Source organism: Sorangium sp. So ce381, from assembly GCF_051473845.1.
Classification (GTDB): Bacteria; Myxococcota_A; Polyangia; order Polyangiales; family Polyangiaceae; genus Sorangium; species Sorangium atrum.
The window spans coordinates 3,210,506-3,229,360 of record NZ_CP150336.1 but is presented as its reverse complement, the minus strand read 5'-3'; the positions used below and the strand labels follow the sequence as shown (position 1 = coordinate 3,229,360).

The window sequence follows — 18,855 nt, the reverse complement described above, 5'->3', positions numbered from 1 at the left end:
ATGCCGAAGGAGAAGGCCAGGCCGGGCGAGACGCTCATCGCGCGCAACAAGCGCGCAGGCTTCAACTACGACCTCGGCGACCGGTTCGAGGCGGGGATCGTCCTCAAGGGGAGCGAGGTGAAGATGCTTCGCGCCGGCAAGGCCGACTTGACCGACTCGTTCTGCACGGTCCTCCGGGGCGAGGTGTTCCTGCACGGGGTGAGCATCGCCGCGATGGCCAGCGCCGCCTTCGGCCACGTGCCGAAGGGCGCGCGCAAGCTCCTCCTCCACCGGCGCGAGATCGAGCGCATCGATCTCTCGATCGCCCGCGAGGGCATGACCGCCGTCGCCACCCGGCTCTACTTCAAGAGCGGTCTTGCCAAGGTCGAGATCGCGCTGGCGCGGGGGAAAAAGAGCCACGACAAGCGCGAGACCATCAAGGAGCAAGACGCCGAGCGCGAGATGCGCGCCGTGGTGGTGCACGGACAGCGAGGGTACGGACGCGCGTGACGCTCCGGCGAGCTCGCGGAGGACCCGGCTCGGGCGTCGATCGCAGGTCGATCGCAGGCCGGCGCCCCCGTGACGAGGCGGCTCGTCTGGCTGGACATCTCTAAACGTCTTCGCAACGTCTTCGCAACGTCTTCGCGACGCCTTCGCCCGGAACGCCGCGCGCCGTGGAGCGCGCGGTGAAGTAGGATGCCGCGCGTTGCCCCGCCCGAAACGCCCGCCGTCAGGCCCCCACCCGCTCGAGCTGCCGGGCGACGCCATGCGCGAGATGGTCGAGCTCGCGATGGACCGCATCGTCCAGCACATCGAGAGCCTGCCGGAGCAGCCGATGCACGCGACGCGGGGAGGCAAGCGGGTCGCGCGCTCGCTCCGTGAGCCGCTGCCGGAGCGCGGCGTGCCTTATGAAAAGCTCCTCCGGAAGCTCTTCGGCAAGCTCATCCCGATGAGCCTGAACACGGCGTCCCCCGGTTACATGGGGTACATCCCGGGCGGCGGGCTCTTTCACGCGGCCGTGGCCGATCTGATCGCGGACGCGGTGAACCGGTATGTGGGCGTCTTCCAGGCCGCCCCCCTGCTCGTGCAGATCGAGGCGAACGTGATCGCCTGGTTCTGCGCCATGCTCGGCCTGCCCGAGGGCTCCGGGGGGATCCTCACGACGGGCGGCTCGCTCGCGAACCTGGTCGCGGTGATCACCGCGCGCCGCGAGCGCCTCCCGCCGGACTTCCTGCGAGGGACCCTCTATGCCTCGGAGGAGGCGCACCACTCGGTGACGAAGGCCGCGCTCCTCGCCGGCTTTCCGCCGGAAGCCGTGCGCGAGATCCCGGTGGACGGGCGCTTCCGCATGCGGCCCGGCGCGGCGGCGGAGGCGGTCGCGCGCGACCGGGCGCGCGGCCTCTCCCCTTTCCTCCTCGTCGCCTCGGTGGGCACGACGGGCACCGGCGCGATCGACGATCTGCCCGCCCTCGCCGACCTCGCCGAGGCCGAGCGCCTCTGGCTGCACGTCGACGCGGCGTACGGCGGCTTCTTCGCGCTCACCGAGCGAGGGCGCGCGGCGATGCGCGGGATCGAGCGCGCCGACTCGGTGACGCTGGACCCGCACAAGAGCCTCTTCTTGCCGTACGGGACGGGCTGCCTCGCGGTGCGCGATCGCGAGGCGCTGCGGCGCGCGCACGCGCTCTCCGCGTCGTACATGCCGCCGATGCAGGCAGAGGACGATCTCGTGGATTTCTGCGCGATCAGCCCCGAGCTGTCGCGCGACGCGCGCGGGATGCGGGTGTGGCTGCCGCTCAAGATGCATGGGGCCTCCGTCTTCCGGGCCGAGCTCGACGAGAAGCTCACGCTCGCCCGCGGCGCGGCCGACGCGCTCCGGCAGATGGCGCACATCGAGGTCGTGGCGGAGCCCGAGCTGTCGCTCCTCGCCTTCAGAGCGCGCCCGCCCGGCGTCGACGACGGGCCGGCGCTCGACGCGTTGAACCGGCGCCTCCTCGCGCGGGTGAACGCGAAGCAGCGGGTGCTGCTCACGGGGGTGGTGGCCGGGGGGCGGTTCCTGCTGCGGATGTGCATCCTGAGCTTCAGGACACACGCGGACCGCGTGAACGCGGCGCTCGTCGACGTCGCGACGAGCCTCGCGGAGGTGCTGGAAGAGCTCCGCGATGGGCGGCTTTCGCCCGCGCGCGGAAGCGAGCGGCACGGAGGAGCGGACGACGACTGAAGGGGCGCGACAGCCCAGCTCGCCCGGCGCGGGGCTCAGCTCGGTCTCGTGGAACGGCCAGCCGTCTCGACCCCCACCGGCGAGGAGATCCCGAAGCTCGTCATGGCGCTCACGGTGGTTTGGCTCCGGCGATCCATCTACGATCGAACCGAGGAGGTTCTCCATGCGCATACAGCGACCTGTCTTGTTCGCGACGCTCCTGTCGGCCGTCCCCGTCGCGATGTCCGCCGTGCCCGGATGCGGGGATGACGAGGCGCGGGCGCGGGCAGGCAGCGATTTCCTCTCCAGCTATGCGAAGGCCCTCTGCGACCGCACCTTCGCGTGCTGCGACGCTGCGACCCGCGCTGCGCACGACCTGGACGCGAGCTCCGCCGACGCGTGCGCCTCGGAGCTCGAGGCGATCCTCGTTGCCGTCAGCGACGGAGGCGAGGTGAAGGGCACCTTCGTCCCGGAGAAGGCGGAGGCGTGCCTGGCCGAGGTGGACGCGGCCCCCTGCGCCGAAATTCAGATCGTGAGCGTGCTCTTGGGGGTGAACGCCAAGTTCACGCCGTCCTGCCCCGATGCGTGGGACGGCTCCGTGCCCGAGGGCGGGACGTGCGGCAACAACTGGGACTGCGCCCGGGACCGCTGCTTGCACACCGTCGACGCGAGCGGACAGTCGACGTCGGCGTGCAAAGCGAGGGCGGTGGCCGGAGAGCCATGCTCGTCGAGGTTCGACTGCGACGACGGGCTCCGGTGCGACCAGCCCTCGGCGCCCGACGCGGGGACGTGCGCGCCACGGCTCGCCATCGGCGAATCGTGCAAGGGAAGCCTCGACTGCCAGGACGAGCTTCGCTGCGGCGAGGACGGGACGTGCCAGGCGCGCGAGCAGGCGGGCGGTGCATGCGCGTCGGACGAAGACTGCGCGGCCGGCGCGGCGTGCGATGGCGCCACGTGCACGCCGCTCGGCGCCGCCGGCGCGCCCTGCTCCGCCGATTCGGACTGCGCGTCCTTCGCGTGTGCCGATGCGACGGGCACCTGCGCCGACGTCTGCAAGGGCGGCTGATCTGGATCTCACCGGCGTCGAGCCCCGCGCCGGCGTCGTCGCGTCAAGCGGGCGCCTTGACGGGCGACGCCGCCTGGTCGAGGAGCGTGAAGGCGCGGAGCGCCTCGCCGACGCTCCACGCCTGGGCGATGCAGCCGCGCGGCACGAAGGGGGCGTCACCATCGAAGATCTCGCTGATCGAGCCGAGTCCGGCGGCGTTGATGTGATCGCCCATCGGCGCGAGCAGCCGGCGGGCTGCGTCGGGATCGCGGTAGACGCGGAGGTGCGCCTCGATGAACGGGCCGATGAGCCACGCCCATACAGTGCCCTGGTGGTAAGCGGCGTCGCGGCGCTCCTGATCGCCGAAGCAGACCCCCTGATAGGCCGGCTCCGACGGGGCGAGCGAGCGCAGCCCGTACGAGGTCAGGAGCGCCCGCGCGCACGCGTCGACAACGGCGCGCTGTCGCTCGGGGGAGAGCAGGCTCTCGGGGAGCGACACGGCGAAGAGCTGGTTCGGCCGGAGCGCCGCCTCGGCGCCGGAGGGCCCGTCGAGGACGTCGTAGCAGTAATCCGCGGCGGCGTTCCAGAAGCGCTCGAAGGACGCGAGGGCCCTCGCCGCCATCCCCTGATAGGGCTCGGCGGGCTCGCCGAGGCGGGCGGCGAAGGCGACCATCGCCCGCAGCGCGTTGTACCAGAGGGCGTTGATCTCGACCGGCTTGCCGATGCGCGGCGTGATCACGCGATCACCGACCTTGGCGTCCATCCAGGTGAGCTGGACGCCTTCCTGCCCGCCGCGGAGCAGGCCATCGCCCGGGTCGACCTGGATCCCATAACGCGTGCCCTTGATATGCCAGTCGACGATGTCCCGCAGCACCGGGAACAGATCGCGCAGGAGCCCGTCGTCGCCGGTCGCCTCGTGACAGGCGCGGATGGCCTGGAAGTACCAGAGGGTGGCGTCCATCGTGTTGTATTCGGGGACCGTGGCGGCATCGGGGAACCGGTTGGGCAGCATCCCCTGATCCACGAAGGCGGCGAACGTGCGGAGGATCGGCGCGGCGATGCTCGCCTGTCCTGTCGAGAGCGCGAGCCCGGGGAGGCTGATCATCGTGTCGCGGCCCCAGTCCTCGAACCAGGGATACCCGGCGATGATGCTCTTGCCGGGGCTGCCGCCGGGGCTCTTACCGGGGCTGCCGCCGGGGCTCTGCGCGCGGTCCACGACGAACTGGTCGGCGGCGAGGACGAGCTGTGCGATCCACTCCGAGGCGGCGGGCGCGCCCGACGGCCTCGCTCCGCTCCACGTTGAGAGGAGGGCCCGATCGCGCGCGCGGCGGCGCGCGAGGGCCTCCGGATCGACAGCGGTGGTGCCGTCTCCGGCGGCGGCGAGGAACACCACCGTCTCGCCGGGCAGGAGGGTCGTCTCGAAGGTCGCGACGTGGATGTGGTCGTCGCGATCGAGGAGCCCGCGCGCCGTCTCGGCCGGGAGCGCGAAGCCGCGGTAGAGCTCCGTCGCGGGGGTGGCCGCGGCGCCTTCCAGCTTGAGGAACAGCGGCAGCGCGTCGCCGGCCGTGACGACGCGGACGCCGCCCGAAGCGGCGCTGACCCCGGCCGGCCACGCGACGGTGCCGGTGTTGTGGAAGACGCGGTTGTTGGCGATCGCGCGCGCGGTGAGGCGCAACGGCTCGCGCGCCTGGAGCGCGGTGTAAGCGACGTAGGTCGTGTTCTGGCCGTGCTCCATCCAGACGCGCTTTTCGAGCAGCGCGTCGGCGCAGGCGTAGCGCCAGCAAGGGATCGAGCCCTCCAGCGCGAAGTGCTCGATGTTGACGAAGCCGCTCGGCGCGACGGCGCCGCTCGCCCAGCGGTTGGTCGCGAGGTCCCAGGCCGCGCCGCGGTACGTGACGGTCTCGTCGAGCTTGACCAGCATCAGCCGCCGATCGACGGGCGGCCGGAGGGCAGCGACGAGGAGCCCGTGATAGCCGCGCGTGAGCGAGCCGGCCACCGTCCCGGAGCCATAACCGCCGATGCCGTTGGTGACGAGCCACTCGCGCTCTTCGGCGATCCTCAGGTCGCCGCAGATCTCCCTCCCCATCCCGACCATGCGCTCCTCCTCCGGGACATCTATAGCTGACCGAGCGGGCTCGACGCGACCCTCGAAATCGCCGAGACGCCCTGGGTCGGCCTCACACCGTCGGGGGTAACGTACCAGTTACACGCATCATTCTACAACCCTGCCCGCCATGCTGGCCGGCACGTCGAGGATTTCGTCGAGGGAATTGCGTCCTGCGGTGACTTCGATCTGCGTGTGACTGTTCGTCGGAAGAGCGGCAACGAGCTGGCCGTCCGGTGGCTTTCGAGCGCGTTGCGCGAGTTCATGACGTGGGGCCGGCATCGGCGATCATTCACGCGATTGAGAGCTCGAGGAGAAACACCGCGAAGTTCTCCTGCATCGCGGACGGCGCCGCCGCGGCCACGGGCGCGCGCCTCGGGGAACCAATCGAGCTATTCAGGAAACCGGAGCGTCTCCACGGCGAGACCGTCCTCGCCCGAGATCATCCTGCCCTGGTCATCCCAGCTGATGCCGCCCTTGCCCGGCAGCCCCAGCGTGAAGGTGACGCCCTCGACGGTGAGCCGGTCTTCGTCGAGATAGGCGATGCCGATCGAGTCGCCGCCGCGCCCCGGGCCGCCATAACCGCCCTCGCCGCCGTAGCCCCCGGGGCCGCCGTTGCAGGAATAGGCCGGGCGGTCCTCCAGTACGCCGCCCGGTGCGCCCCGGCCGCCTCGGCCGCCTCGCTGGGGCTCGCCGCCGTCGCCGCCCTGGCCGCCGTGGGACGCCTCGATCTCGCTGTCGCGCACGGTCACCTTGGCGTGCAGCGCAACGATGGAGATGCTCGGGTAGCCGTTCTCGCCCCCCTTGCCGCCTCGTCCGCCGCATCCGCCGGCCCCGCCCGAGCCTCCCCCCGCGCCCCCCTTGGACGCCGCGCCGCACGCGCCCAGCCCGCCCCTGCGGCCGCCGCCTCCGCCGCCGCCCTGGCCCGGCGTGCCCCGGCCGCCGTCGCCGGCCCAGTCCGCTTCCCAGCCGGCCTCGCTGATGCGCCCGATGCCCTGGCCGGGGGCGCCGGCCGTGCCCCGCGCGCCGTAGATCCCGTAATCGCCGTCCGTGCAGCCCACGTCGGCCACGTCCCCGCGTCCTCGCCCGCCGTAGTTGCTGGGGTTCGGCGTCGGGGTCGGCTCGCCGTCGTGCCCGTCCTCCGCGCCGCCGGGCAATCCGTCACCGCCCTTGCCGCCGACGCTCGGGAGCCCGCCCTCGCACGGGTTCACCACGGCAGCCCCGCCGGCCACGGTCTCGGCCGAGCACGCGTCGCCGCCGTACATTCCATCGGCGCCGTCGGGTGCGTCGCTGGGCTCGGGCAAGTCCTCGCCGTCATGCCCCCCCCACCCGGCTGTGGGGCGAACCCTGCCTCGGAGCATCTCGACCTCGGTGTTCGACTGGACGAGCATCGCGATCGGCTTTGATGAAGTGATGTCGATGTCGACGATTCTCGATACCCCGTCCGCAGCGCCCGTGTCCTCGGCGGTCGCCGGTACGACGGTCAGGGCAATCGCTCGATCGTGGGTAGTCTGAAGCAGGGATCTGCTCCCTGCCTGACGCCACCACTGGAAGCAATGGAACCCTCCGAGGAGATCGACCCCGGAGGGCAGCACCAGCGGACCGAAGAACCCGTCGGCACAGACGAACACACGCCCGCGCCCGGCGCGCGCGAGCTCGACAGCGCGCTGGAGCGTGCGCACCGGCTTGGCTTTCGTCGTGCCGGGGTTCGCGTCGTCACCGCCTCCGAATTCGTTGGTCACGAACACGCCGCAGCCGTCCACCAGCTCATCGGCGGCAAGGCGCTCGAGACAGACCGACTCCGGCGGCGCCTCGTCATGACACTCCGCGGAGCCGTCACACGGTGCTCCGCCGGCGTCGCTCGCGGCCGGTGTGGTGCCGCACCCGGCCACGACGAACAGCAATGCAAGAACCGGACAGGTCGTTCGGATCGTTGTCATGGTCCTCTCTCGGCGCCGCACGGCGCGCACCGCCTCGGTCACTGGGGGGGTCGTGGAGCGGGCGCATCGAACGGACGGTAGGCCATGCCGTCGCCGGACTCGCCCCAGCCCCGGTCGTCGTCAGGCGCCGCATTGCCTCCGGGGCCGCCGCCGGCCCCCCGTCCAAAGTGGACGATCACGTCCGGATCGAGGCTCACGAAGGCGCCAACGAACGCGACGCCGTACGACGAGCCCCCGATGCCGCCGCCGGCGTCCCCGCCCCGGCCGCCACGGCCTCCACCCCCGCCGCCGCACGCGCGCAGCATGTCCGTTCCCTCGAGATCCCCGCCGGACCCGCCACTCCAACCGATGCCTCCCGGTTGGCCCCTTCCGCCAGCGCCCCCTTGACCCCCGTTGCCCGTGGTGATCTCGGTCGCCTTGAGCGTGATCGCGCTCCCCTGCAACGCGACGATGCCGATGCTCGATCCGCCGTAGCCGCCCCCCATGCCGCCCCGGCCACCGCAACCGCCGCTCCCGCCCGAGCCGCCGGCAGCGCCGCCCTGCGGTCCGCCCGCGCGGCACGAGATCGTGCCGTCTCGCCCTTTGCCGCCGCCGCCGCCTCCCCCTCCTTGGCCGACGCCGCCCCTCTTGCCGTCCTCGCCCCGGATGCCGACCCAGCCATACGATTCCGAGAGGTAGCCCGCGTCCACGGCGCCGACAGCGCGCCCGGCATCGTCGCCGTCGGCGCCGTCTTTCCCCGGTGTGCACGCGCTGCTGCCCGCGCCGGTCCCCGCGAGGCCTTTGCCTTCCGGATTCGCCGCCGACTCCGGCTGTCCCGGCTCCCCGTCACCCCCTGCGTCGAGCCCGCCGTCGCCTCCGTAGCCTCCAATGGACTCGGATCCATCATCGCACACGGTCACAACCGGAAGGGCGCCCGTCGCGAAGTCCGCCGTGCAGGCGTGTGCGCCGTGGTTCCCCGGCGCCCCGTCCTGCGCCCGCTCGCTGAACGCGTCCTCTCCCGGCTCCCCGTCCTTGCCGTTGCCCGCGACGATCGCGCTATCCCGCACGATCGCCCAGGTCCCGGGGCTCAAGATCATCGCGATCGACGACTTGCCATCGGGCGCCGAGGCGTCCGCCGCCACGGCGCGCACGCCGAAGATCATGGAGGTCGCGTCGTCCCCCGGGATGGCCCCCAGGTCCTCGCCCTCGAGGATCCGCAGCGGGATCCCCTCGGGCGGCGCGATGACGGTGGGCTCGTCCGGCCCGCCGAACGACCACGCGTACGACCAGTCGCCGTTCTGACAGCGCCGGCCGCCCCAGAGGTCGACCCCGGAAGGCAGCGTGATTTCCTCCTCGAACGACCCGCCGCACGCGTACACGCGCCGGGTCGGCGGCTTGCCGTCGCCCCGTCCGTGCACGGCGAGCCCGATCGCGTGTTGCAAGGTCTTCACCGGCGCGCCCTTCGTGCCAGGGCTCCCGTCGTCGCCTGACGACTCGCTGACGAACACCCCGCACCCGTCCTTCGCCGGGCTCTTCGCAGGATCGCCGTCGCACGGCGACGCCGGGAGCTGTGGCGGCATCTCGCCGGGGAGCGGCTCGCACGTGTACATCGTCGCGCAGTCTTCGGCGTAGGAGCACCCGGAGATACCGGCGACGCCCATCGAGGCCATCGCGAGGAGCGAGATGGCACGAGCAACCCCGCGGGCTCGATCATCGACCCGACGACGCATGAGCTCCCCTCCGCCTCACCGCGCGTCCCGACGGAGCAGCCCTGCTTGCTCGCGAACCGCCACCGGAACGGCGCGGAGACCCTCGGCGGCCGGTGTGGTCCCGCCGAGCGTCGGGCAGCCGTGCAGCGATGGCTCAACGACACGCACGCGCGGACGGTACGTGCGCGAGCCGCACGGCGTCAACGGGGTTGAAATCGCCATACCCTGCGCTTCGGGCGAGAAAAATCAGTCCGATGCCGCAATGCGTTTGTCTGTCCCTGGCATCGGAGGCCGTGCGAATTGGTCAGAGGAGAGCACGAGTCGCTCCCGTCACGAGCGAGGAGCTGGGGCCGAAGGTTGGGAGCGGCGGTGCACCGCGGCATCGAGGGAGCGGCGTGCCCGGCGCCGCCGGCAGCAGGCCACGGAGCTGGCGGAGGGGGCGCACGATGGAGAAAGAGTTGCGTAGCAACCACAAAAGGCACGCGAGGCCACGCCGGGGCTGCGCAGGAGAGGCACCGGGGCTGCGCAGGAGACGGACGATGGTGACAAAGGACACCAACAGGGGTGTGCAGGAGGGGCGCAGCGGCCGCGCAGGACGGGAGCAAATGTAGCGCAGGACACAGCGTGGGTCCCCGGGAGGGACGCCGGGGCCGCGCTGGAGGGCGCCGGGGCCGCGCTGGAGGGACGACGGGGCCGCGCTGGAGGGCGCCGGGGCCGCGCTGGAGGGACGACGGGGCCGCGCTGGAGGGCGCCGGGGCCGCGCTGGAGGGCACCGGGGCTTGTAAAGGAGAGCCAATGGGCTGCGCAGGACGGCCGACGGCGCTGCGCGGGAGGCCGCCGAGGCTTGTGCAGGAGGGTCAATGGGCTGCGCAGGACGCGCCGACGGCGCTTCGCTGGCCGCTAACCGCTGCGCGATGGGCAGGACCGGCGCGATTGGAGCGGTCAGATCATCGACACGTGCAGTCGACCGAGATGGTGTAGCTGCCTTCGGCCCCGGCGTAGCCGTCCACCACCAGGTAGGATGTCTGGCCTGGCGCGCTCGTCCAGCTCACGGTCTCGACGGTCTGTAGATCCAGCGGGGTCGAGGAAGCCATCTCGTTCGACCGGATGGGGTCGCAGGCGGAAAGCAGCAGCAGGTCCAGGTCCGTCGCGAGGTTCTCGAGCTTTGCGACCACCATGCACTCCGTCGTCGAGGAGAAGGCATAGACCGTCTCACGCCCGGACTCGGCACGAGCGGTCCGGCCGTAGCCCGTCCACACATTCGCGCGCCCCTGGCTCGTCGTGCTGTGATTCAAACGATCGCCACACGTGATCGGCAACGCTCCCCCACACGGGTCGGCCGCACCGTCCACGCCCCCGCCCGCGACACTGCCCCCGGTGCCGCCCGGGTCGCCGCCGGCGCCGGTGCCGCCATGGCCGCCCTCGCCGCCGGCCGTTCCCGCCGAGCCGACGGCGCCGCCCTCGCCGCTGTTCGCGACGGATCCGCCGGCACCGGTGGTGCCACCGGTAGCGCCAGAGCCATTGCCGGCAGCACCCCCCTCGTGCACATCGTTGCCGCACGCTGCAACCATGAAAACCGCGCAACCAAGGGCCAGGTGAAGTCGAAGCACATTGCCTCCTTCCGTTCCGCCTGCGCCCCGCAGCCTATCATGCCAATTCGGTGATCTGCCCCGAGGCGTTCCTCGCCGAGCGCGGCCTCCTGCGCGCTATGCTCGGTCATGCTCGCGTCCAGAGGTCACCTCATGTCCCGCGCGCACATCGCAGCGGTCCTCCTCGTTCTCCTCCTGCCAGCCGCGTGCGCTCACGGCCCGGCGCCGTCGCAGCCCGCCGACATCGCGGCGCTGCGGCTCGCGGACTGGCAGCCCACACCGCTTGTGGCGCTCGAGCGCACCGCGATCACCCACCTGGCCGTGCCCGCCATCGATGTCCACACGCACCTGCGCCGGGTCGTGGACGTGGCCGCCGAGGTCGCGCGCATGGACGCGTTTCACGTCGAGACCATCGTCAACCTCGATGGCTTCTCGGGCAAGCGCCTGGCGCGCGAGCTCGAGCGCTTCGACCGCGCATATCCAGGGCGCTTCCTGACCTTTGCCAACCTCGACCTCACGCTCGTGGGCGCGCCGGGGTGGGGCGAGCGCGCGGCCGCTCAGCTCGCGACCGACTTCGAGGCCGGGGCCAAGGGGCTCAAGATCTTCAAGGAGCTCGGGCTCACGGTGCGCACGCCCGAGGGCCGGCGCGTCGCGCTCGACAGCCCGGAGCTCGAGCCGGTCTGGCGCACGTGCGCGCGCTACCGCCGGCCCGTGCTCTGGCACGTGGCCGACCCGGCGGCGTTCTTCGTCCCGCTGGACGCGAAGAACGAGCGCTGGCACGAGCTGCGCGAGTTCCCGGGCTGGTCGTTCGCAGACCGGACGCGCTTTCCCACACGCGCGCAGCTCTTCGAGGAGCGCAACCGCGTCCTCGAACGCCACCCCGACGTCACCTTCGTGGGCGCGCACATGGGCAGCTCGTCCGAAGACCTGAAGCAGCTCGCGGGCTGGCTCGATCGCTTCCCCAATTTCAACGTCGACATGTCGGCCAGCATCAGCGAGCTTGGCCGGCAGCCGCGCGCGGCGCGCCGCTTCTTCGTCCGCTACCAGGACCGCGTGCTCTTCGGCACCGACCTCAAGAGCGCAAAGACCGCAGGCTACGAGGTCTACGCGCGCTTCCTCGAGACCGAGGACGACTACTTCGACACCGAGGCCGCGAACGGCCGCCAGGGGTTCTGGAGGATCTACGGCATGCACCTGCCCGCGCCCGTGCTCCAGAAGATCTACCACGACAACGCACGCCGCCTGCTTTGGCCCGCAGATCCCGATCCGCCCGCGGCACACCCGTGACGCGAGCGCGTGCGTGGCCCGATCCAGGGGAGCCTACGCGGGCGGCGGAGGGGGGGTGTCCTCGTTCACGTAACCCTGATTCAGCTCGATGATGTTCCCCTCGGGATCTGCGATCCAGGCGACGCGCATCCCCGGGATGAACTGGCTCATGTCCACGGGGCCGAGCGTGATCCGGGCGTCCGGGCCCATGGCCGCGATCTTCGCATCGAGGTCGTCGACGAGGAACGCCATGTGGCGGTAGCCCGGGTACGCCGGCCCGGCCCCGCCGACGGCGGGACACGGACGCGCCTCCGTGGCACGAAAGAGCTCGATCGCCACGGGCCCACGCTCGATCTGCACCACCTGGTCCGGGCCGGGCGAATAGACCCGGGCGCGCCTGAAGCCGAAATGCTTGGTGTAGAATCGCTCGACGGCGATCGGGTCGTCACACGAGAACGCCAGGTGCGAGAAGCAGAGCAGCGCCATGAGAACCCCTCTCCTCGGCCGTTCAGAGGCCGGCCAGCATGTCGATGATCTTCCGGGCGAAGATCGGGGCGTGGTCGCCCGTGCGCGCGGTCACCAGGTCGCAGTCGACGACCAGATCCTCGTCGGTGTAGTCGATCCCCATGTTCCTGGCGTCGCCGACCAGGTTGTTGTGGACCACCGCCCGGCGCCCGCGGACGAGCTCGGGCACGGTGGACAGTAGCCACATGCCATGGCAGATGATGCCCTTCACGATGGTCGGCTCGGCGAACGCTCGCTCGAGCAGCTCGGTCGCCGGGGCCAGCTTGCGAACGTCTTCCGAGTAGCGTAGCCGATCGGCCACCATGCCCGACGGGACGATGATGGCCGAGTAGCTCCGCAGGTCATCATCGCTCATCCCCTCGAAGCTCTCCCTGCACTCGAAGGGAACGTGCCACTCGTGCCCCTTGAAGGTGAGGGCCGGTTGACCCCAGAGCCGGGTCAGGAAGCGCAGGTCCGCCTGCTCCTCCTCGAAGCGGCGCTGGTAGTAGAAGATCTCTGGCTCGTAGTAGTCGCTCTCGATCAGAATGGCGACCTTCTTCCCTTTCATGGACATGGCCCTCTCCTCTCCGGGTAGGCTCCGCATCACCCGCTCCCCTGGACCTCCGGCGCCCATGGCGCTCCTGCGCGGGTCAGGGAGCGCCGAGGCTCGCGGAGCCCTGCATGGGCGTGAGCGAGTCGACGACGTAATGCACGATCACCGGCCTGCCGCCGGCCGGATAGCTGCGCACGAGCCACCGTTGCGCGGCGTCGAACCCCAGCCACAGGCTGCTCGCGGCGGGCGGGGTCCACGTGCGAGCCTGCCAGTTCACGACGAGCGTCACGTTCGCCTCGGTCTCGGCGACCTCGACGCGGAGATCGACGAGCTCGTGGAGCTCGTCGAAGAACTTCCGGGTCACGCCGCCATACCAGGCCCTGAACCCCGCGTGGCCGCGGACCGTGCCCTCGGGGAGCTCGAGCGAGAGATCCTCGTCCGCGAGCAACGGGAGGAGTTCCTCCACCGGCGCGTGGGCGTCGAGCTTCTCAAACCAGGCGTGGACCAGCCGCTTCACCTCATCGGCGTCGAGGGGCGCGCGCTCGGTCATCCGCTGAAGCATGGCGACGTTCGGCTGATCCATCGTGAGGCCCCCTCTCTCTGTCTATCCATTCGACCGGATCGCTCCCGGCATACCGCTGCGCCGCGCGCCGACCCTGCTCCGCTCCCGGTACGGCGGCGCATCGTCGACCAGGTCGAGCCGCCGGCGCGGTCATTGTCCGCATGGGGCGGCGGCGCGCCCGCGCGGGTCACCAGCTATCACGGCGTCGACGAGGAACGGCCCCGAGGTGCCCAGGGCCTGCCGGATGGCCGGCCCCACCTGCTCGGGCCGGTCCACCCGCGTCGCCGGGACTCCCATGGACCGCGCGAGCTCGTGGAAGCGGATGTCCGGACAGGTGAGATCGAAGGCCGGAGGGAAGGCGCGCTCGGGCAGGCCGCGCTCGCGCCAGTAGGCCTCCAGGTTCTGCTTCAGGAGCTCGTAGCTATGGTTGTTGCAGATGACGATCTTCGCGCCGATCCGATAGCGGACCGCCGTCCAGAGCGCCTGGATGGTGTACATGCTGCCGCCGTCGCCGCTCACCCCGACCACGGTCCGCTCCGGGCACGCGAGCTTCATCCCGAGCGCCCCGGGGACGCCGACGCCCAGCGAGCCTCCCCGCGTCTGGAAGAGCTCTCCAGGGCTGACCGGAGGCCGGTAGCGCCAGAGCTCGGGAGAGCAGGTCAGCGCCTCGTCGAAGATCATCGCGTCCGCCGGCAGCGCCGCCGCGAGCTCCTCCATGAGCCGTGAAGGGCGGATGGGCGTCGCGTCGCGCGCCGCGCGGTCGGCCGCGATCGCGGCGGCCCGGGCGCGATCGCGGGCCTCTCCGATCCGGGCCAGGCGGCTCCGGGCCTCGTCCCGCTGCGCCGGCGTCATGATCGAGGAGAGCGCCCTGCGAAGGGCGCGCAGCGTGCTCTTCGGATCCGCGAGGAGCCCGAGGTCGACAGGGAAGTTCTTGGCGATCGCCTGGAGATCGAGATCGACGTGGATCACCCGCGCTCCTTCCGCGAAGACCCCGGACAGGGCGGGGAAGACCTCGGGGAACACGTAGGTTCCACAGATGAGGATCACGTCCGCCTTCCTGGTGATCGCCCGGCTGTCCTCCCCGAACATGTGGCCGAGGAGCCCCTGGAACAGAGGGTGCGCGGCGCTCATGTTCACCTCCGAGGAGTCGGCGCCCCAGACCTCGGCCCCGACCTGCTCGGCCAACCGCGTGAGCTCCGCCTGCGCCCCCGAGAACGCCACCCCGTCGCCGACGATGAACGTCGGCCGCGCGGCCCCGGCGAGGATCGCTGCCGCCCTCGCCACGTCGGCCGGCTCGGGCACGACACGGGTGACCGGAACCCCGGTGGGCACCACCGGCTCTTCGTTCACGGCGTCCAGGACGTCCATGGGCAGGCAGACGAACACGGGCCCCATGGGGGGCGTGAGCGCCGTCTTGATCGCCCGCCGAATCACCCGCAGGAGGGAGCCGGGGTGGACCACCCGGGTCGCCCACTTGGTCACCGTCGCCGCCATGGCCGGCAGGTCGGCTGCCATCTGCGCTTCCAGGGCGTCGTAGCGCAGGCCGGCCTCCCCGGCGAGGACCAGGAGCGGCGCGTGGCCGCGCTTCGCCTGGTAGAGCATTCCGATGCTGTTGCCGAGCCCCACCCCGCTGTGGGCCTGGACGACGCCGAGGCGCCGGCCGGCCCGGGCGTAGCCGTCGGCCATGGCCGTCGCGACGGTCTCCTGCAGCGCCAGGTAATAGCGCGGCGTCTCGTAGTCGGTGAGCGCGTCGACGAGCCCCTCCTCCGACGAGCCCGGGTTGCCGAAGATGTATTCGACGCCGTCGGCGCGGAGCTGCTCGATCAGGGCATAACGCCCCGTCCTGTGGTGCGCGCGGTTCATGGCTCAGGCCTCCCAGCCGTACTTGCGGAGCCCCTTCTCGAGCACCGCGACAACGAGCTCACCGCAGAGGTAGGAGTCCGGGGTCGAGCGGCTCGTGATGAACGGGTAGTCGACGATCGCCGACGTCGGATGGCCGATGTTGGCGTGGTACTCTCCGCCGGGCTCCACGGCGTCGCGCAGGATGTACTCCAGGGGATAGGGCGGCGGGCCCATGACGAAGTCCGTGCCCACGAAGCCAGTGCCCTCCTTGTAATCGTATTCCAGGAGGTGCCCGGTGACGTGCTTGCCGCGGATGATGCTCTTCCGGTCCTCCTCCCGCGCGAAGGCGAGGCAGCCGACCGCGTAGCACTCCGTCGCGATGGGCTTTCCGAGGCGGTAGAACGCGAGGATGAGGTCATGGACGCGGAAATTGTTGACAAGGTCGAGGAGCGCGCCGCTGCCGCCGACGAGGAGCAGGGCGTCGTACGCCTCGATCTCCGACTGCCGCTCGGCCAGCGCGCTGTGGTACGCCTCGAGCTCCCGGAGATAGGTGGGAGACGAGATGTAGGGCCGCTCCGGGAACCACCGAGAGAGGTCCTTCGGTCTTGCGAGGCGGCCCGAGCTCTCGAGCTCGAGGGCCCTCTTGGCGTTCTCCTGCGAGGTGACGCTGCGGCCGAGGGGCGGGTCGACGTAGCTGGGATCGAGGCTGGCGCCGAGGGCGACTGGCCTCTTCCCCTTCGGCGTGAAGAACGTGACCTCGTACCCGGCCGCGTCGAAGGCGTGAAGGGGTCCCACCAGCTCCTCGCCCCAGTAGCCCCACTCGGAGAGCCCGACGAGAATTCTCTTTTTCATTCGTCCTTCTCGGTTTGCAGGATCGGAGAGCGGCGCGAACGGCACGGTGTCGTGGACATTCGTCATGTAGGCGATCTTGCCGGCCGCGTCGAAGACGAAGTAATTCATGACAGGCGCAGAGATGACGGCGCCCGTGTGGGTCCTGCCGGTGATCCGCGAGAGCACGGCGCCCTCCGCGCCAGAGACCAGCACGCGCTCGGGGACGTTCTGGAACGCGGCATATCCGACGAGCCCGTTCTTCATCAACCGGCGGAGCGCCGGGAGCCCCTCGATGTGCCCGGCGAGCTGCTCGTCAACGACGGCGTTCTCCGCGAAGAGGTCGCACCACGCGGCCCAGTCGCCCGCGTTGGCATAGGCGTAGTAACGCAGCAGGGTGTCCTTTATATCGGTCATGTCCCTCACGCCCAGCGCCATGGAGAAACCGCGAGCGTTACGCCGCGCAAGCGCGACGATTCCCCCGAATGGTACGCCTCCCCCGGGCGACATTTAGCTCCCGTCGCCCATGGCGACAAGCCTCGTGCAGCGCCGCGCGTTCGCGACAAACGAGGAGTACGATCAGCCGCTCAGCGCAGGAACGTAGAGCTTCCGGCCAAGCGCCGGAGGCGCGTTGACAGCAGAGCGGACGAGCTTCATGACAGGAGCGTCCCTGGAGCAGATCTGTCGATCTATCGAGGGCGGGAGGGCGGGGAGATGCGCTTGCTCACGATCACGACGACGCTGATGGGCACGGTACGAGCCGTTGACCCGGACGGCGCTCGGTTCGAAATCGAATGCCGGAGCGGGGACAGGTTCACCGTCATGGTCGGCCGAGCGACGGCGTTCGGCGTGATGCGGAACCTGGACGGCCTGGACCTCGACCGGACGCTCGACCCGGTGGACGCGACGGGCTCGAGGGACACCCCATCCTGGGAGCTGAAGAAGTACGTCTGGGCAGATATGTTGGTGGTCGTCGAGGGCGTCTATTACGAGGGCAAGACGTTCGCCGCCAAGGTCGTCCACATCCTCTACCTCTCCACGCCGACGTCTGCCCTGCCTGTGGATGTCGCGACGACCGTTCACGTCAAGGACCTTCACGGCGATCGTCGGCGGCCGCTGTTCGAGCATCCGCGCTGGTGGACCTGGCACGCGGGCGTCCTCGCCGACCAGTGGCTCGACTCGCTGTTCGGCGACAAGCGCGGGTACGCCATCGAAGACTTCGTCGCCGGATACCGCACCAAGCTGAACGTCATCGGGCTGCCGACGGACGACGACCTGCAGGAGTGCGCGGTCCTCTCCCGGTTGATCTACGGCCTCGCGTCGGCCTACATGATCACCGGCCAGGAGCGGTACCTCCTCGCGGCGCGCGCCGGGGTGCGGTTCCAGCGGGAGTCGTTCCGCATCTCCAGCACCGATGGCGACAAGTGCATGTGGGCCCACGCCCGGCGGCGGCGGCGCTACGGGGCGGAGCTCATCGTCCCCTCGTCGTACGGGGAGGACGAGGGATCGATGCCGATCTACGAGCAGATCTACGCGCTCTCGGGGCTCGCCATGTACTACCGTGTCACGCAAGATCCCGAGGTCCTCTGCGACATTGCCCGCACGATGCGGATGTTCGACGATTACTACCTCGACCGCGCGGAAGGAGGCTATTATTCCCATATCGATCCCCTGACGCTGCGGCCTGATCGGAACCTTCGCGAGGACAATAACCTCAAGAAGAACTGGAACTCGATCGGGGATCACATCCCGGCCTACCTCGTGAACGTCATCCTCGCGCTCGATCCCCTGCCCGACCATGGCAGGGAGGACATGCGCCAGCTCCTCGAGCAGAGCCAGAGGATGCTGCATGATCTGACCCTCCTCATCCTCGACAAGTTCCCGGACCCCGATCCGTCGATCCCCTATGTGAATGAGCGATTCAACCGGGACTGGAGCCCGGATCACCATCACGGCTGGCAGCAGAACCGCGCCGTCATCGGGCACAACTTCAAAATCGCCTGGAATCTGACGCGCATCGCGAACTATTACCGGTCCAGCGCAGAGAGGGTGCGGCTCGCGGGGGGGCCCGAGGAGCGACGCGCGTCGGGCGAGGCGATGGCCGCGCGATGCCTCGCGATGGCCGAGCGGCTCGGCCGATCGATGACGGAGATCGGGCTGGACCAGCTCCGCGGGGGCTGCTTCGACGCCGTCGAGCGCGAGCCGGCGACAGGGATGCGCGTGGAGTTCACCTGGGGCACCACCAAGGACTTCTGGCAGCAGGAGCAGGCGATCCTGGCCCACCTCATCCTCTACGGGGCGACCCAGGACCCGTTCTATCACCGCGCCGCTCGCGAGACGCAGGCGTTCTGGAACCTGTTCTTCCTCGACCGGGAGCACCGCGGGATCTACTTCCGGGTCAACGAGAGCGGGTTGCCGATCACCCAGGGCGAGTACGGGCTCCGCGGCGGACACTCCGACGCCTCCGGCTATCACACGTTCGAGCTGAGCTACCTGGCGCACGTCTACAACCGCAGCCATGTGGGGGACACCGAGACGGAGCGCACGCTGTGCCTCTACTTCAAGCCCGACCCGCGCTCCGGACTCGGGTCGATCAACGTGGCGCCCGACTTCCTGCCGCCGGGCCAGCTCGAGGTCTCGAAGGTCTTCACCGAAGATGTCGAGCGCAAGGTCGAGGACCGGAGCTCCTTCCAGATCTCGGATCCCGGTCGAGTGACGGCGGTCCAGCTCCATAGGGCCAGGTAGAGAGGAGCCGAGC

The 18,855-nt window shown here is 70.5% G+C and carries 14 protein-coding genes; 5 read left to right on the top strand and 9 right to left on the bottom strand.

Annotated features, from left to right (window positions below; all coding sequences use genetic code 11):
- The 3 genes from smpB (at position 1) to WMF29_RS12325 (ending at position 3,242) form a co-directional block, all read left to right on the top strand.
- Positions 1-489: an SsrA-binding protein SmpB gene (gene smpB / locus WMF29_RS12335; RefSeq protein WP_012234932.1), complete on the top strand. Its 489-nt coding sequence runs from the start codon at positions 1-3 to the stop codon at positions 487-489.
- Positions 490-685: 196 nt separating this feature from the next.
- Positions 686-2,197, top strand: coding sequence for a pyridoxal phosphate-dependent decarboxylase family protein (locus tag WMF29_RS12330; RefSeq protein ID WP_437329022.1), 1,512 nt, complete (start codon positions 686-688; stop codon positions 2,195-2,197).
- 163 nt (positions 2,198-2,360) lie between these two features.
- On the top strand, positions 2,361-3,242 hold the full coding sequence (locus tag WMF29_RS12325) for a hypothetical protein (protein WP_437329021.1): 882 nt from the start codon (positions 2,361-2,363) through the stop codon (positions 3,240-3,242).
- Positions 3,243-3,285: 43 nt separating this feature from the next.
- Here WMF29_RS12325 and WMF29_RS12320 read toward each other — a convergent pair whose 3' ends face one another.
- From WMF29_RS12320 to WMF29_RS12305, 4 genes are all read right to left on the bottom strand, one after another.
- The gene (locus WMF29_RS12320; protein WP_437329020.1) at positions 3,286-5,316 is read right to left on the bottom strand and encodes an amylo-alpha-1,6-glucosidase; all 2,031 of its coding nucleotides are present in this window, start codon (positions 5,314-5,316) and stop codon (positions 3,286-3,288) included.
- 401 nt (positions 5,317-5,717) lie between these two features.
- Positions 5,718-7,265: a hypothetical protein gene (locus WMF29_RS12315; RefSeq protein WP_437329019.1), complete on the bottom strand. Its 1,548-nt coding sequence runs from the start codon at positions 7,263-7,265 to the stop codon at positions 5,718-5,720.
- A gap of 38 nt (positions 7,266-7,303) precedes the next feature.
- Entirely contained in the window at positions 7,304-8,914 is a 1,611-nt protein-coding gene (locus tag WMF29_RS12310; RefSeq protein ID WP_437329018.1) for a hypothetical protein, read from the bottom strand.
- 986 nt (positions 8,915-9,900) lie between these two features.
- Positions 9,901-10,563: a hypothetical protein gene (locus tag WMF29_RS12305; RefSeq protein WP_437329017.1), complete on the bottom strand. Its 663-nt coding sequence runs from the start codon at positions 10,561-10,563 to the stop codon at positions 9,901-9,903.
- Positions 10,564-10,695: 132 nt separating this feature from the next.
- On the opposite strand from WMF29_RS12305, the gene WMF29_RS12300 reads away from it, so the two are divergent.
- Positions 10,696-11,829 carry an amidohydrolase family protein gene (locus tag WMF29_RS12300; RefSeq protein ID WP_437329016.1) on the top strand — a complete coding sequence of 378 codons (1,134 nt, stop codon included), beginning with the start codon at positions 10,696-10,698 and terminating at the stop codon, positions 11,827-11,829.
- 33 nt (positions 11,830-11,862) lie between these two features.
- Here the strand turns inward: WMF29_RS12300 and WMF29_RS12295 are convergent, their stop codons facing one another.
- The 5 genes from WMF29_RS12295 to WMF29_RS12275 all read right to left on the bottom strand — a co-directional run bounded on the left by WMF29_RS12295 (position 11,863) and on the right by WMF29_RS12275 (position 16,514).
- Entirely contained in the window at positions 11,863-12,294 is a 432-nt protein-coding gene (locus WMF29_RS12295; protein WP_437329015.1) for a VOC family protein, read from the bottom strand.
- A gap of 22 nt (positions 12,295-12,316) precedes the next feature.
- Positions 12,317-12,886, bottom strand: a complete 570-nt coding sequence (locus WMF29_RS12290; protein ID WP_437329014.1) for a DJ-1/PfpI family protein — start codon at positions 12,884-12,886, stop codon at positions 12,317-12,319.
- Positions 12,887-12,962: 76 nt separating this feature from the next.
- The gene (locus WMF29_RS12285) at positions 12,963-13,448 is read right to left on the bottom strand and encodes a nuclear transport factor 2 family protein (RefSeq protein WP_437329013.1); all 486 of its coding nucleotides are present in this window, start codon (positions 13,446-13,448) and stop codon (positions 12,963-12,965) included.
- A 129-nt stretch (positions 13,449-13,577) separates the two neighbouring features.
- Positions 13,578-15,290, bottom strand: a complete 1,713-nt coding sequence (locus tag WMF29_RS12280) for a thiamine pyrophosphate-binding protein (protein WP_437329012.1) — start codon at positions 15,288-15,290, stop codon at positions 13,578-13,580.
- A 3-nt stretch (positions 15,291-15,293) separates the two neighbouring features.
- Entirely contained in the window at positions 15,294-16,514 is a 1,221-nt protein-coding gene (locus WMF29_RS12275) for a type 1 glutamine amidotransferase domain-containing protein (RefSeq protein WP_437329011.1), read from the bottom strand.
- 297 nt (positions 16,515-16,811) lie between these two features.
- Here WMF29_RS12275 and WMF29_RS12270 point away from each other — a divergent pair, with 297 nt between their 5' ends.
- Positions 16,812-18,842, top strand: coding sequence for an AGE family epimerase/isomerase (locus WMF29_RS12270; RefSeq protein ID WP_437329010.1), 2,031 nt, complete (start codon positions 16,812-16,814; stop codon positions 18,840-18,842).
- Positions 18,843-18,855 lie beyond the last annotated feature (13 nt).